Consider the following 14101-nt stretch of genomic DNA (forward strand, 5'->3'; position numbering starts at 1 on the left):
GAGCGGTGAATTCTGAGGCCGTGTTCCTGGGGGCATCTCTGGACGGCTCCGCGTGGCATCTCGTCGCCGGGTCGATCCTCGTGCGATCAGGCGTTCCGCCGCGGCTCCGTCGTGGCACGACACAGGAGGAAACGTTGGCCCGACGAGGTCAGCGCCAGCCCGGCGCTACCCGTTCCGCAGCACCGCGTCGGCGGCGTCGCGTCCGCGACGGCGAGTCGGACGGTCTGATCCAGGTCCTGGCGCAGGCCGTGCGCGAGGTCGAGACCGCGATCACCCGCGGCGCGATGCAGCGTGGAGACCGTACGGCATCGACCCGGACGAAGTTCCAGATCGTCGCCCTGCTGGTCCGCGAGGAGCGGGCCCGGGTGAACGGCGCGACATCCGCCACCGAGGCGTACCGCGCCGAGCAGCTCCGGCGGCTCGACGGGATCGCCACGATCCTGGCGAAGACCGCCGCAATGGACCCGTCGCTGCTCGGTCTGCTGGCCGAGGACGCGGTGATCTCCGAGGCCGCGGCCGCACTCCGGCGGCAGATGCTCGAGGACGCCGGGATGGAGGCGCCCGAGGAGCCGGAGCCGGTCCAGCAGGTCGCTCCCCCGGACACCCAGACCCGCCGGGTGGTGCCGCAGGCCGTCGTCTCGCGGCAGCTCGCAAACCCATTCCTCGCCCCGGACTTCTCCAGCGCTCCGCCCCGGCCGACGCGTGCCGGTCGGCTCGCGGGCTGGGAGCTGATCGGGCCGCTGCTGCGATCGTTCGAGCAGACCGGCGCTTCGGCCAGCATGGCGCTGCCCGACCCGACGTACCTCGGCCTGTCCGGCGGCATCGACGCGCTGCGGCTCCGCGGTCTCGAACTCATGCCGCACCAGGCCAAACTGATCGCCTCCGCCGCGGCCGGTCACCGGACCTTCCTGCTGGCCGACGAGCCGGGTCTCGGCAAGACCGCGCAGGCGCTGCTTGCCGCGCAGGCTGCCGACGCCTATCCCCTGCTCGCCATCGTGCCGAACGTCGTCAAGACCAACTGGGCGCGCGAGGCCGGCCTGTGGACACCACGCCGTACGCCGACCGTGATCCATGGCGACGGTGACACGATCGACGGCTTCGCCGACATCGTCGTGGTCAACTACGAGGTCCTCGACCGGCACGTCGGCTGGCTCGGCGACCTTGGCTTCCGCGGCATGGTGGTCGACGAGGCGCACTTCATCAAGAACAAGAAGTCCCAGCGGTCCCGGAACGTGCTCGACCTGGCGAACCGGATCCGCAACCGGACCACCCGTCCGCTGATGATGGCCCTCACCGGTACGCCGTTGATCAACTCGATCGAGGACTTCACCGCGATCTGGGAGTACCTCGGCTGGATCGACGAGAAGGCACCGCGGCCCGAGCTGATGGAGAAGCTCGACGAGACCGGGCTGACGCCGGCCGACCCCGGCTTCTCCGCGTCCGCGCGGGCCAGCGTGATCGACATGGGCATCGTCCGCCGCCGCAAGGTGGACGTGGCCGCGGACATCCCGGCCCGCCGGATCGCCGACCTGCCGGTCGAGCTGGACGGCGCGGTCGGCCGCTCGATCCGGGCCGCCGAGCGGGAGCTCGCAGACCGTCTGGTCGAGCGCTATCGGACCGCTCTCGAGACCCGCCGGTCCGGTGTCGTCGTCGACGGTATCGACCACGACCTGGTCCGCCAGGTCGCCGGCTGGGAGCGGACCGAGATGGCGGCCAAGAAGACCGGCGAGAACGTCTTCAGCCTGTTCCGCCGGATCGGTCAGGCCAAGGCCGGGCTGGCCGCGGACTACGCGGCCCAGCTGGCGCAGAACGTCGGCAAGGTGGTGTTCTTCGCCCGCCACATCGAGGTGATGGACGCCGCCGAGGAGCTGTTCGCCGAACGCGGCATCCGGTTCGCGTCGATCCGCGGCGACCAGACCGCCCGGACCCGGCAGAAGAACATCGATGCCTTCGTCAACGATCCCGACGTGGCGATCGCGGTCTGCTCGCTGCTGACCGCGGGCGTCGGCCTGAACCTTCAGGTCGCCTCGAACGTCGTGCTCGCCGAGCTGTCCTGGACCAACGCCGAGCAGACCCAGGCGATCGACCGGGTGCACCGGATCGGCCAGGACGAGCCGGTCACCGCGTGGCGGATCATTGCCGCGCAGACGATCGACACCCGCATCGCCGACCTGATCGACGCCAAGGCCGGTCTTGCGGCCAAGGCACTCGACGGCTCCGACGAGGAGGTCGGCGCCTCGGCAGACTTCCAGCTCGAAGCCCTGGCCGCACTGCTCACCCAGGCCCTGGAGGCCTCAGCCTGACAACTCGCCCACCGGCAACTCAACAGCCAGCCTGTTGGTTGCCGGTGCGAGTGGGCAGGTCCATTCCGGGCTGTACGCGCACGACGGGTTGTAGGCGAAGTTCAGGTCGACAACGAGCCGCCCGGTGCGGAGATCGCCACCGAGATCGGCGCCCTTAACGGTGTCGATCAGGTAGCGACCACCGCCGTACGACGACTTGCCGGCGAGGGCGTCCTTGATCGGGACGAAGATGCCCCCGCCGTACGACTCGAGCCACCAGACGTCGAGGTCTCCTACCGGCAGGTGCAGTACGCCGACCCGCGAGAACGGGATCACCCCGTCGGTCGCCGACTCGAACTCCCAGGCCGACGGCTCAACATCGGTGTCGATCACGGCGTCGAACCGCAACTCCGAGCGGTAGTCGCCGATCCGGACACCCTTGAACCCGGACCGCTCGTCCTCCGGCACCGGCGACGCTGGATGGGTCGCCAGCAGCTCGTCCCGCCCTCGGCGCCACAAGTCGTGCGCCGCGGCGGGATCCGCCTCCGCGCGGACCTCGCCGTACAACGCGAACACCTGCCGTCGCCAGTCCGCCACGGCCAGCGCCGATGATCCCCGGAACTCGATCTGATCCATGTCAGCAGTATCTCCGACGGAGATGGAACCGATCTCTTGCTGGCCCGGCCGAGCTGGTATGCGTGCTGATCGCCGCCCGGTTTTAACAGGTGTCCACCAGACTTCCGAGGAGAAGTGTTGATGAGCACCACCACCGCACAATCCGCACACACCGCGGGTCAGCCGCGCATTCGGCACAAGGCCGGGTTCTGGTTCGTCACAGGCGCGTTCCTGACTCTGATGGCGTTCGGCACCGTGCCCACCCCGCTCTGGCCGATCTACCAGCAGCGCGATCATTTCGGCGCCACCACGGTCACGGTCGCCTTCGCGGTCCTCGTGGTCGGCGCCGCCGCAGGCTTCCTGCTGCTCGGCCACCTGTCCGACCGACTCGGCCGCCGCCGGATCATCGTCCCGGCTCTGCTGATCGGCGTACTCGCGGCCGCCGTACTCGCGATCTGGCCGACGCTACCTGGGCTGATCGTCGGCCGGATCCTGAGCGGCGTCGCGATCGGGTTGATGGCCTCGACGGCGACCGCCTACCTCAATGACCTGTACCACGAAGCGCATCCGGACCGTCCGGGTTCCGCCGTACCGACGGTGGTGGCGACCGCTGCCAATCTCGGCGGGCTCGCTGTCGGTCCGCTCGCCGGAGGGGTGCTTGCTCAGTGGGCGCCGGCGCCGTTGCACACCGGCTACATCGTGTTCGCCGGCTTGATGACCCTGTTCCTGCTGGTCGTCCTCGCGAGTCCCGAGACGGTCGACACCGGCCGGGATCGTCCGGTGCGGTTCGCTTTGCAACCGGGCCGGCGTACGACGTTCGGCGCGGCTGCGGCCGTCGGAGCGTTCGCCTTCGCGGTGATGGGGTTGTTCTCGTCGCTCGGCGCGATCATCGTCCGCGGTGAGCTCGGCATCACGTCGTACTTCGTCGCCGGACTCGCACCGTTCACCGCGTTCGCGGCCTCGGCGGTGGCTCAGCTCGCGCTCGCGCGCTGGACCGACAGGTCGGTTCTCGCGATCGGTACGACGCTCTTCCCAATCGGGCTCGCCTTGACCGCTGCGTCGCTCTACCACCCGGCCCTCTGGCTGGCGTTGGTCGCGGCAGCGCTGGCCGGCGCGGGCGCGGGCTTGCTCATCAAGGGTGGCGTTGCCGAAACTGTCCGCGCAGCCGTCCCGGCATCCCGGGCCGGGGTACTGGCGACCTTCTTCGTCATCGCCTACATCGGAATGGGACTGCCGGTCGTCGCCTTCAGCGTGATCGTCCGGTACGCCGGCCTCCGCCCGTCGATGATCGGCTTCGCCGCCGTACTGTCGATCGGCGCGTTCATCGCCGTCACGATCGCCCGGCGATCGTCGAGTGAGGTCAGCCGCTGACGGCCTGGCCGGCTTTGGTCCAGTTGTCGTGCAGGCGGTCGAGGTACGACGACGCCTGCGCGCCGGCCTTCCGTCCACGGGCGAAGATCCGCATGTTGCCGCCGCCGGCGTTGTAGCCGAGGGCAAGCAACTCGTCCTTCGTATAGAGGTCGGCGCGCTTGGCCGGGAGTCGTTTGGCCAGGTCGTGCAGGTGCCAGGCGGCGGCCTCGATCGCCAGCGCCGGGTTGTCCGGCAGCTCCTCCCACTTGCGCTTGGCGAAGTCGCGGCCGCGTTTGGTCTCGTCGAACGCGGGACGGTGCATGTTCGCGATCCCGAAGGCGGGGTCCGAGTCGACCTGGGCCCATTGCCGTTCGAACTTCGGGTCGTGCGGTTTGTACGCCTCGTTGTACAAGATTGCCATCAGCAACTGTGGGTTGATCCCGGCCTGCTTGGCGTACCGGCGTACCTCGGGAGCGAAGCGGGCCGGGTCGTAGTCGTCGTACCACGGCTTCGTACTCGTGGTGGATGCGGTCGGTTTGGTGACCGCAGGCTTGGTTGTGGACGGCTGGGACGTCGGCTTGGTGGCGTTGTTGTCCGAGCACGCCGCCCACACACCGACCACCAGTACGCCGACTGCCGCCCAAGCCCACCGCTTCGCCACGCCACCACCGTAGTCAGTCCGGCCAATGGCAGGACGTGGCGACACAGCAGTGGCCTCCGGTTCGCTCGGAACCGGAGGCCACTTTCAGGCGTGCTACTTGCCCTGGAGGACGTTGAAGAGGTGAGTGTGGTCGTTCGTGCCGAGGACCGCGTCGGCGCCCGGGCCGTTGGCCCAGACCGGGACGACCGCACCGGTGTGCTGCTGGCTCGGCGGCGTGGCCACCGGGGCCTTGCCGTCGCCGCCGAAGCCGGCGGTGCCGTAGGTGAGGGTCAGCGTCTGACCGTCCTTGGTGGTCAGGTTGGTCGACCAGCCGGTCGGCAAACCCGAGCCGGAGGCGTCCTCGCCGACGATCTGGCTGGTGTGCGCGTGGTCGGCGGTGACGACAACCAGCGTGTCGGGGTGCTTCTTCTGGTAGTTCAGGGCGACGCCGATCGCCTTGTCGAAGTTGACCGTCTCACCGATCTGGCCGCACGCGTTGGTGGCGTGGTCCTGCTTGTCGATCGAGGCGCCCTCGACCTGCAGGAAGAAGCCCTTCTGGTTCTCCAGCAGGTCGATCGCCTTCGAGGTCATGTCCGACAGGCTCGGCTCGTTCGACGGCCGCTGGTTCTCCTTGCAGGCCTGCGACGTGTTGCCCTTGCCGAGCGAGGCGGCCGGGCCGCTCCACTCCAGCGACATGTTGCTGCTGTGGAACAGGCCCAGCACCGGCTTGTTGCCCTTGACCGACTTCAGCCCGGCGGCGTCCGTGACGTACTGGATGCCCTTGGCCTTGGCCTGGTCGACGACCGTCTTACCGGCGTACGGACCGCCGGTGATCTGCTGCTCGAACCGGGCGCGACCGCCACCGAGCAGTACGTCGATCTTGTGGTCGACCTCCTGTTCCGCGATCGACCCGAGACCGCCGGCCGCCTTGGTCTCCTTCGGGCAGGCGGCCATGTCGGCCGGGCCCTGGCAGCCGCGCAGCGACATGTGCGAGGCGAGCACTGCCGGTGTGGCGTCGGTGATCTCCGCGGTGGAGACGTTGCCGACCTTCAGGCCGCGCTTCTGCGCCAGCTCGAGCACGGTCTGGTAGTTCGTGCCCGGCACGTTGTCGGCGCTGCTCGGACCCTGCGAGATCCGCTCGTCGATCGTCTTCTTGCCGGTCGCCCAGCTCGAGCCGGTCGAGGCCGAGTCCGGGTCGTAGTCCGGCTTGTACGGCGGCTTCGCGGCGGGCTTCACCGACCACGTCGTGTCGAAGCCGGTGTAGCGGGCCCGGTCGACGTTGAGCTTGTTCTGGACGCCCTGGTAGTACCGGGCCGCGGTGATCTCCTGGGTACCCATTCCGTCACCGAGGAAGAAGATCACGTTCTTCGGGCCACGCTGCGGGTGCTTGGCGGTGTCGGCAGTAGACTCGTCGGCGCGGGCGTTGCTGAATGCTCCGCTGGCGGCGGCCGAGGCCATTCCCGCCGCGGCGATCACCGATACCGCGGCGAAGGCAGCCACGAAAGCCTTTTTCCTGATCATTGCGGGCCTTTCTGGTCGGGCAAGACCTCCGGAACGTATTGGTCCCCCCAAGACGCAAGGTGACCGGAACATGGCCGACAGGTGACCGCACGTGCGGTGAAACTGAGAGAACTCTCAGTTGCGACGCGATCGGAAAGCGCTTGCTAGGATGAGTGGGTGATCTACGAGCTGAACCACGTCGGCGGCCGGGTGCGGGATCTCGATGCGAGCTTGTCGTTCTACGACGCGCTCGGCGCGGAGGTGGTCGACCGGCTGTTCATGGCCGGCTCACGCGTCAACCGCGTCCACATCCAGCTCGCGACGGGCCTGGTCGAGCTGCTCCACCACGAGGAGCCCGACCCACAGGCGACATACGGGCTGAATCACGTCGGCTTCATGACGGACGATCTCGACAGCGACTACGCGCGACTGATTGCGCTGGGGTACGCCGAGATCTCGACGCCTCGCGTCGCGGGCAGCGGACAGGGCCGGCTCGCGTTCCTGTCCGACCCGAACGGGGTCCGCGTCGAACTGCTGCAACGCTCCGAGGAGTTCCGCGTCCCGCCTCTGACCTCGGGCTCACTGCAGGGCCTTTCGTACGTCGCTTTGGCCGCACCGGATCTCGATGCGGCGGCCGAGTTCTACGGCACGCATCTCGGGATGGAACGAGTCGCAGACGACACGTTCCGGCTCGGCGCCGACGCCGTCAAACTCGTCCCGTCCGGAACGACCACGATCGACCACCTCGGCCTCGCCACCACGTCATCAGACGCAAACACCGAGGACCCAGACGGCAACCGCTTCGTCTTCCTGCCCGCCGCCTAACGTCCCGCGGGCCCACTCGACCACCGGCCGCCTAACCTGCCGCGACCCAACCGGCCACCGGTCACCGGCCACCGGCCACCGGTCGGCCGGCGGCGCTCAGCCGCGGGCTGCGGCGACTCGCTCGACGACCGGCCGCCAGGACTCGAGCAGCGCGACCTCGAGCCCGAGGACCTTGCCTGCGTCGTCCGCTCGCCGCAACGCGACCGCCGCCGCAAACGCCGGATCGCCCTCGAAGGCGCGGACCTCCTCCGCGGACATCGCCCCACCTTGAGCGACCAACGTACGACGACTCGACGCTGACAACCGCGCCGCATGGACCGCATCCGTCGCCGCCAGATACCGCTTAGCGACCACGTGCAGCTCCACCAATCGAGCGACCCGCTCCCCCAACAACGCCCGTACCGCATCCGCTCCGTGCCGGCCATGACCAGCATCATCACCGGGCCGCAACTGATGCCCGATGTCATGCACCAGGCCAGCAACCTGCAGCTCTTCGTCAACCGGGTAGTCCCGCCGCAACAACTCAGCACACTGCCGATCGTGGTCGAGAATGTCCACCGGATCCCCACTCCGATCAGGCATGTCCCACACGCCCGCACCCTCACCCAGCAACGTCATCAACTCGTCCACAGTTGCGATCGGCATGCCACGCACCCTAAGCACCCCGAATGAACTCCCGGTGCACCAACCCTCTACCCCAGCGCTCCTGCTGATGTGCGGGTGCTGCAGTCGGATCGTGAGGCGCCGGGGCCGCGGCTGTCGGTCATGTGGACAGGACGTGTCCGGCGACCGGTGGTACACCTGAGCGTGGAAACGCCCGCGCGTACGGCGTATCACGGGTGTACTACCAGTCGACCTGCAGATCGCCGGCGCGTAACCGCCGCACCGCTCGGCCGGCCCCGACGAGGCCCACCCCAACCAGCCCCACGGGCGGGGTGGTTGGGGAGGATTTCTGCCCGGAGCGGGGGGAATATCCTCCCCAAGGCTTGAATGCCAGCCTGGGTGCGAGCGCAGCACTAGCCTTGGGGAATGTTCGACTACGACGCCGAGGTGCGGCTTTACCGTGAGCACTTTCGGGGTGCGTGGGGCGTGCAGCCGGACGATCGGGTGCTCGACGTCGGTTGCGGCGGCGGGCAGACCACGCGGGACGCGGCGGAGGGGGCAGCACGGGTGCTCGGCGTGGACATCTCGGAGCCGATGCTTGAGCACGCTCGCAGTCAGCCGTTGCCGAATGTCTCCTATCTGCTGGCGGACGCCGCGACCCACGACTTCGAGCCGGAGTCCTTCGACCTGGCCATCAGCAGATTCGGCGTGATGTTCTTCGATGACCTGGTCGGTGCCTTCGGCAACATTCGGCGAGCGCTCCGTCCGGAGGGCCGGCTGGTCGTGCTGGTCTGGCAGTCGCGGACGGAGAACGAGTGGGCGCAGGTGATCCCGGAAGCCATCGGCGGATCGTTCCGCGACGACTCCCCGTTCGCCCTCGGCGACCCGGCCGTCACGCGGGACATCCTCACGGAAGCGGGGTACGCCGACCCGACGTTCACCGCGGTCCGCGAGCTGCTCTACTACGGCCCCGACTCCGAGGCGGCGTACGACAACGTGCTCAGACTACGAGAGCCTCAAGCACTCCTCGCGGACCTCGAACCCGCGGCCGCCGACCGCGCACACGCGTCTCTGCGTGCGACCCTCGATGCCCACGACACCGGCTCCGGCATCCAGTTCGAGTCGAGTGCGTGGATCGTGAGCACCCAGCGAGCGTGACCGGGGTCACACCAAAGGACATGTCGCATCCAGCGGACCCCACTCGACGCAGTGGCATAACCCCAAACCAAGGAGCACCAGAATGCGTACCCTTATCTCCACCTCGTTCGTGTCGCTCGATGGCGTCGTCGACTCGCCCGGCGGCGAGTCTGGCTACCGAAACACGGGCTGGACGTTCAAGGACCTCCCGTTCGACGAGGCGGCGTACGAGCTGAAGGGCACCGAGCAGGCCGAGGCGACCGCGATGCTGATCGGGCGGATCAGCTACCAGGCGTTCTCGCAGGTCTGGCCGGGGATGACCGTCGAGTTCGCCGGCTACAACGCGATGCCGAAGTACGTCGTCTCGACCACCCTGAAGGACAGCGACCTGGTGTCGAACTGGGGTGAGACCACGATCCTGCGCTCGCTCGACGACGTAGCCGCTCTGAAGGAGACCGAGGGCGGGCCGATCATCGTCCACGGCAGCGCCAACCTGAACCGCAACCTGTCCGACGCGGGCCTGATCGACCGGTACAACCTGCTGGTCTTCCCGGTCCTCCTCGGCGCGGGCAAGCGCCTGTTCAGCGACGCCGACCGCGACAAGCTCAACCTCGAGCTCGCCGACAGCGCCGCCTACCCCAACGGCATCCAGAAGCTCGTCTACAACGTCAAGCACTGACCGCTGTACTACGGTTCGGACATGGGTGACACCCCGGAGGACTACCTGCGTAAAGCCGATCCGGTGCTCGGGAAGATCATTGACGAGGTGGTGCGGGCCGAGGGTGGGCTGTTGTCGGAGAGCTCGGACACCGGTGTGCCTGACCTGCCGTCGGAGCACTACGGGGTGCTTGTGCGGGCGATCGTCGGGCAGAACATCTCGAACGTCGCCGCTCAAGCCATCTATCGGCGGATCGTCGAGCGGTACGGCGGGCACGCGCCCGCACCCGAGGAGCTGCTCGCCGACGAGCCCGACGCGCTCCGGACCGCGGTCGGGCTGTCGCACGCCAAGACCGCTTCCCTGCGGTCCTTAGCCGAGCACGTGATCTCCGGCGAGCTGGAGCTCGAGCGGCTGCCGGATCTGCCGGACGCCGAGGTGGTCGCTCAGCTCACCGCGATCAAAGGCATCGGGCGATGGACCTCGGAGATCTTCCTGATCTTCCACCTGCACCGGCCGGACGTGCTCGCGGTCGGCGACCTGGAGATCCGGCGGACCGTCGAGACGGCGTACGGACTGCCCGAGCTACCCAAGCAAGCCGAGGTCGAGCAGCTCGGGGAAGCCTGGCGGCCGCAGCGCACGCTCGCCGGGCTGTACCTCTGGCGCTGGCGAGCGGTACGTCGGGCTGAGGGATGATGTGGCGATGTGGGACATTGCCGGGCTCGCTCGGGAGCGGCTTGGGTACGACGGGTTGCGGGCCGGCCAGGAGGACGCCGTACGCGCGGTGCTCGATGGACACGACACACTAGCGGTCCTCGCCACCGGGACGGGTAAGACCGCGATCTATCAGCTCGCCGGCCTGGCGCTCGGTGGCGTTACGGTCGTCGTGAGCCCGTTGGTCGCGCTGCAGCGTGACCAGCTGCGTGCGCTGTCCAAGGGCGGCGTCGAGGTCGCTGAGCTGAACTCGACCGACCACGCCGGCCGGCGCCTTGCCCAGGATCTGCTGACCAGCAACAGGCCCGGCTTTGTCCTCCTCTCCCCCGAGCAGCTGACGCACGCCGCCGTACTCGATCTGCTCGCAGCCTCGCGTCCTCGGTTGGTCGCGGTCGACGAAGCGCATCTGGTCAGCGAGTGGGGCCAGGACTTCCGGCCCGACTACCTCCGCCTCGCGGCTGCGATCCAGGCGATGGGACGGCCGCCGATCGTCGCGCTGACCGCGACCGCCGCGCCGCCGGTCCGCAAAGAGATCGTGCACCGCCTCGAGATGAACGACCCGGAAGTCGTCGTCGGCGGGTTCGACAGGCCGAACCTCAACCTGGCCGTGTTCGCGTTCGCCGACGAGGACACCAAGAACCGCCGCCTGCTCAGCCACGTCCGGTCGTCACGCGGCCCTGGCATCGTGTACGTCGCGACCCACCGTCACGCCGAGGAACTCGCATCCGACCTGCACACGGCCGGCGTATCAGCGCAGGCGTACCACGCCGGGCTGACGGCCAAGCAGCGCCGCGAGGTCCAGGACACGTTTCTCGCCGGTGACTGCCGAGTTGTCGTCGCGACCATCGCGTTCGGGATGGGGATCGACAAGCCCGACATCCGCTGGGTCAGCCATGCCGAGGCGCCCTCCTCGGTCGATGCGTACTACCAGGAGATCGGCCGGGCCGGCCGCGACGGCGAACCGGCCGATATCGAGCTCTTCTTCCGGCATGCCAACCTCGGTCTCAACCGCTTCTTTGCCTCCGGAGGCGTCACCGACGAGGACCTCCTCGCCGTCGCGACGGCGATCTCCGAGCACAAGCCCACGGACATCGCCGCCCTTGCTGCCGCAGCCGGCCTCAGTACGGCCCGCGTCGAGCGTGCACTCGGTCGCCTGACGGATGCTCGGGTCGTTGCCATCGGCCACAAGTTCCATCTCGCCCGCGGCGTCGACGTCGATCGGGCCGTCACGGCCGCGTCGGCGGTCGAGCACGACCGGCGTGAGGTGGCCCGGTCCCGGGTCGAGATGATGGCGGCGTACGCGGAGTACGGCGGCTGCCGGCGGGAGTGGCTGCTCAGCTACTTCGGCGAGCAGTACGACGGACCGTGCGGCAACTGCGACAACGACCTGGCCGGCCGTACGGCGGCTCCGCCCGAGGACCAGCCGTTCCCGATCGGCAGCCGGGTCGTCCACCGCACCTTCGGTCCCGGTCTGGTCGAGCACTACGACGGTACGACGATGACCGTCCTCTTCGACCGCGTTGGCTACAAGGAACTTCGGACCGCGTTCATGATCCACAACCACCTGCTGCAACCCGAGGTCGCTCCATGAGCATCGACGTACGCCCGGCGACCGTCTTCGAGGACGTCCGCCAGGTCATCGGACCGAAGTCGCCGACGGCCACTGTCTGCTTCTGCCTCAGCTACCGCATCCCGTCGAAGCTGAACAACACCCTCCGCGGCGACGCGCGCAGCGAGTACGTCGCTGAGCTGTGCCGAGAGAAACCTGCTCCCGGCGTCCTCGCGTACGACGGTGACACGCCGGTCGGCTGGGCCGCGATCGCACCGCGGGCGGCGACCACCTTCGCCCGCAACCGGAAGATCCCGCATGTCGACGACCTACCGGTCTGGTCGCTCTGGTGCATCCGGGTCCGCCCCGGCCATCGCGGTCAAGGAATCTCTCACGCCCTCATCGCCGGCGCCGTCGACTTCGCCCGTACCAACGGCGCTCCGGTTGTCGAGGCCTATCCCCTCGACAGCGGCGACAACAAGGTCGACCTCACGATGGCGTACGCCGGCATCCGGAAGAACTTCGAGCACGCCGGCTTCACCAAGGCCGCCGACACCACGTCGACGCTGGCCGGCCACCCCCGTGTCCTCATGCGTCTCAACCTTTCTTGATCCAGCGGGACGCGGCCGTGTAGGTGTCGGACGGCGTGCTGTTGAAGGCGATCGCGGCGTCTGGAGCATGACGTCGTACCAGGTTGACGATGTTCTCGAACAGCCCGAGCTGCTCCTCGTTTCTGCGGATCCCGCCGCCCACGACGACGCACTCCCAGGGGTGCGCAGCCAACGCCGCGGCCACCACGGCCTCGACGTCGTCGCTTCCGTCCAGGCCGACGAGACACGTCTCGGCGCCCACGCCATGGTCCGCGAAATCAGCCATCCCGACCTGGATCCCGGTCGCCACCGGCTCAGGATCCCACGGCCCGGGAACGCGATACGGATCAAGCCCGATCACCAACACCCGCGGCATCTTCACCATCCCCGGACCATACGCTCAGTCCTTCGCTGCTCGGGCTCGGTAGGCGGCGACTGTTGTGCGGCTTGCGCAGGGGTTTGAGCAGAAGCGGCGGGTTCGGTTGCGGGACTGGTCGACGAAGTAGTTCTCACAGCCGGCGGCAGCGCATCGTCCCAACGTCACGGCCGGGTCGCCGGCCGCGACCAAGGCGAGCTTGGCGGCGGTCAGCTGGCCGAGCCACTTCTTCGCCGGCGTGCCGTTGCGGCTGAAGTGGATGTGCCAACCGTCGAGGCCGTCGTGGTCCGACAGGTGCATGTCCGGCGGGTATTCGCGAAGCAGCCGATGTACGGCGTCAGGCGCGGTGCCGTCGACCAACTCTGCCAAGGCGGTGCGCACAAGCTCCGGCAGGTCGCCGTAGTCGCCGTCCCGCGGCGGAGTGATCTCGTGCTCTGCGAAGAACGCGGTCACCAGCTCACCGTCCTGGTCGAGCGTGCCGGTGTTGGCCACCTCGACGGCCAGCCGGGTCACGTTCCCGATGTAGTCACCGTACTGCACTTGACCACCTACCTCGCATCTTCCTATGGTAGGCGTCATGCTACCTGACGCCACCTACCTGGCCCGTCGTCTGCACCTGCTCGGCGAGTGGGATGCCGCGCTCGCGGTCCTCGGCCCGGACGCCGATCCCGAGCTGTTCGCGGAGATCGCCGTCGACCGCTGGTTCTTCCAGATCGAGCATCACGACGAGGCCGAGAAGGCAGTCGAGGCACTCGACCCGACCTCGTGGACCGCGCAGTTGCTCACGGCACGACTGGCCTACAGTCGGCTGCTGTTCGACCGCGACACTCGCGCCGACGACCGCGCCGTGTCCGAGGCCAGCTATCGCGCAGCGGCACAGAGCGACGACGAGCTGCAGCGCGGCTGGGCGGAGTACCACTGGGGCGTCTTGCTGGACAACATCGACGAGGACTCAGCCGGCGCCCTCGCACGCTACGAGACGGCCCTCGAGATCGCGACGAAGTACGACGACGGCTTCTTCGAGTCGTACATCATCCGGCACATCGCCCATCTCAAGGAGCCGGCCGAACGGATTGCGATGCTGCGCCGCTCGCTCCACCTCCGCGGCGCGCTCGGCGCCCGGCCGCAGACGATCGCGGCACAGGCCGTCCTCGCCAACGATCTCCCCGAAGACGACCCTGAGCGCGCCGAACTCACGCGGACCTACCGCCCAGGTGCGGAGGAACTACACATCGGCTGGCTCCTGTCGTCCATAGACTGAGGCG

Annotated in this window: 15 protein-coding genes; 9 read left to right on the forward strand and 6 right to left on the reverse strand. The window is 68.5% G+C overall.

The genetic code is table 11. From position 1 onward, the window contains the following. Positions 1-5 precede the first annotated feature (5 nt). Entirely contained in the window at positions 6-2303 is a 2298-nt protein-coding gene (locus tag EV650_RS07055; protein WP_369409949.1) for a DEAD/DEAH box helicase, read from the forward strand. On the opposite strand, the gene EV650_RS07060 is transcribed toward EV650_RS07055, so the two are convergent. Then, positions 2295-2918, reverse strand: a complete 624-nt coding sequence (locus EV650_RS07060; protein ID WP_134116539.1) for a DUF1684 domain-containing protein — start codon at positions 2916-2918, stop codon at positions 2295-2297. The two genes, EV650_RS07055 and EV650_RS07060, sit on opposite strands and share 9 nt — an antisense overlap. 120 nt (positions 2919-3038) lie before the next feature. On the opposite strand from EV650_RS07060, the gene EV650_RS07065 reads away from it, so the two are divergent. Then, complete coding sequence (locus EV650_RS07065; protein WP_134116541.1) at positions 3039-4268, forward strand: MFS transporter; 1230 nt, start codon at positions 3039-3041, stop codon at positions 4266-4268. Here the strand turns inward: EV650_RS07065 and EV650_RS07070 are convergent. Next, positions 4258-4908: a transglycosylase SLT domain-containing protein gene (locus tag EV650_RS07070; RefSeq protein ID WP_134116543.1), complete on the reverse strand. Its 651-nt coding sequence runs from the start codon at positions 4906-4908 to the stop codon at positions 4258-4260. The two genes, EV650_RS07065 and EV650_RS07070, sit on opposite strands and share 11 nt — an antisense overlap. A 93-nt stretch (positions 4909-5001) precedes the next feature. After that, a complete protein-coding gene (locus EV650_RS07075) occupies positions 5002-6408 on the reverse strand; it encodes an alkaline phosphatase (RefSeq protein WP_134116545.1) in 1407 nt (468 codons plus the stop codon). Positions 6409-6564: 156 nt separating this feature from the next. On the opposite strand from EV650_RS07075, the gene EV650_RS07080 reads away from it, so the two are divergent. Next, entirely contained in the window at positions 6565-7212 is a 648-nt protein-coding gene (locus EV650_RS07080; RefSeq protein ID WP_134116547.1) for a VOC family protein, read from the forward strand. A 96-nt stretch (positions 7213-7308) separates the two neighbouring features. On the opposite strand, the gene EV650_RS07085 is transcribed toward EV650_RS07080, so the two are convergent. After that, positions 7309-7857 (reverse strand): HD domain-containing protein, encoded by a 549-nt coding sequence (locus EV650_RS07085; RefSeq protein ID WP_134116549.1) that lies wholly within the window; start codon positions 7855-7857, stop codon positions 7309-7311. A 384-nt stretch (positions 7858-8241) separates the two neighbouring features. Here EV650_RS07085 and EV650_RS07090 point away from each other — a divergent pair, with 384 nt between their 5' ends. From EV650_RS07090 to EV650_RS07110, 5 genes are all read left to right on the forward strand, one after another. Beyond that, positions 8242-8973: a class I SAM-dependent methyltransferase gene (locus EV650_RS07090; RefSeq protein WP_134116551.1), complete on the forward strand. Its 732-nt coding sequence runs from the start codon at positions 8242-8244 to the stop codon at positions 8971-8973. A gap of 82 nt (positions 8974-9055) precedes the next feature. Next, positions 9056-9631, forward strand: a complete 576-nt coding sequence (locus EV650_RS07095; RefSeq protein ID WP_134116552.1) for a dihydrofolate reductase family protein — start codon at positions 9056-9058, stop codon at positions 9629-9631. A gap of 21 nt (positions 9632-9652) precedes the next feature. Then, positions 9653-10303: a DNA-3-methyladenine glycosylase family protein gene (locus EV650_RS07100; protein ID WP_134116554.1), complete on the forward strand. Its 651-nt coding sequence runs from the start codon at positions 9653-9655 to the stop codon at positions 10301-10303. A gap of 7 nt (positions 10304-10310) precedes the next feature. Continuing rightward, positions 10311-11912 carry a RecQ family ATP-dependent DNA helicase gene (locus tag EV650_RS07105; RefSeq protein WP_134116556.1) on the forward strand — a complete coding sequence of 534 codons (1602 nt, stop codon included), beginning with the start codon at positions 10311-10313 and terminating at the stop codon, positions 11910-11912. Then, the gene (locus EV650_RS07110; RefSeq protein WP_134116558.1) at positions 11909-12481 is read left to right on the forward strand and encodes a GNAT family N-acetyltransferase; all 573 of its coding nucleotides are present in this window, start codon (positions 11909-11911) and stop codon (positions 12479-12481) included. Before EV650_RS07105 ends, EV650_RS07110 begins: the two co-directional genes overlap by 4 nt. Here the strand turns inward: EV650_RS07110 and EV650_RS07115 are convergent. Both EV650_RS07115 and EV650_RS40925 read right to left on the reverse strand, forming a co-directional pair. Beyond that, a complete protein-coding gene (locus EV650_RS07115; protein WP_202874419.1) occupies positions 12468-12845 on the reverse strand; it encodes a hypothetical protein in 378 nt (125 codons plus the stop codon). The genes EV650_RS07110 and EV650_RS07115 overlap by 14 nt on opposite strands. A 15-nt stretch (positions 12846-12860) precedes the next feature. Further along, positions 12861-13376: a CGNR zinc finger domain-containing protein gene (locus EV650_RS40925; RefSeq protein WP_134116560.1), complete on the reverse strand. Its 516-nt coding sequence runs from the start codon at positions 13374-13376 to the stop codon at positions 12861-12863. 37 nt (positions 13377-13413) lie between these two features. Here EV650_RS40925 and EV650_RS07125 point away from each other — a divergent pair, with 37 nt between their 5' ends. Next, a complete protein-coding gene (locus tag EV650_RS07125; protein WP_202874420.1) occupies positions 13414-14097 on the forward strand; it encodes a hypothetical protein in 684 nt (227 codons plus the stop codon). Positions 14098-14101: the final 4 nt, after the last annotated feature.

The sequence above is a fragment of the Kribbella kalugense genome, from assembly GCF_004365875.1.
GTDB lineage: Bacteria > Actinomycetota > Actinomycetes > Propionibacteriales > Kribbellaceae > Kribbella > Kribbella kalugense.

Bases quoted from the DNA above. Each gene is read 5' to 3' on its own strand.
- EV650_RS07060 (WP_134116539.1), bottom strand. From the start codon at position 2,918: ATGGATCAGATCGAGTTCCGGGGATCATCGGCGCTGGCCGTGGCGGAC.
- EV650_RS07065 (WP_134116541.1), top strand. From the start codon at position 3,039: ATGAGCACCACCACCGCACAATCCGCACACACCGCGGGTCAGCCGCGC.
- EV650_RS07075 (WP_134116545.1), bottom strand. From the start codon at position 6,408: ATGATCAGGAAAAAGGCTTTCGTGGCTGCCTTCGCCGCGGTATCGGTG.
- EV650_RS07085 (WP_134116549.1), bottom strand. From the start codon at position 7,857: ATGCCGATCGCAACTGTGGACGAGTTGATGACGTTGCTGGGTGAGGGT.
- EV650_RS07090 (WP_134116551.1), top strand. From the start codon at position 8,242: ATGTTCGACTACGACGCCGAGGTGCGGCTTTACCGTGAGCACTTTCGG.
- EV650_RS07095 (WP_134116552.1), top strand. From the start codon at position 9,056: ATGCGTACCCTTATCTCCACCTCGTTCGTGTCGCTCGATGGCGTCGTC.
- EV650_RS07100 (WP_134116554.1), top strand. From the start codon at position 9,653: ATGGGTGACACCCCGGAGGACTACCTGCGTAAAGCCGATCCGGTGCTC.
- EV650_RS07105 (WP_134116556.1), top strand. From the start codon at position 10,311: ATGTGGGACATTGCCGGGCTCGCTCGGGAGCGGCTTGGGTACGACGGG.
- EV650_RS07110 (WP_134116558.1), top strand. From the start codon at position 11,909: ATGAGCATCGACGTACGCCCGGCGACCGTCTTCGAGGACGTCCGCCAG.
- EV650_RS07115 (WP_202874419.1), bottom strand. From the start codon at position 12,845: ATGGTGAAGATGCCGCGGGTGTTGGTGATCGGGCTTGATCCGTATCGC.
- EV650_RS07125 (WP_202874420.1), top strand. From the start codon at position 13,414: ATGCTACCTGACGCCACCTACCTGGCCCGTCGTCTGCACCTGCTCGGC.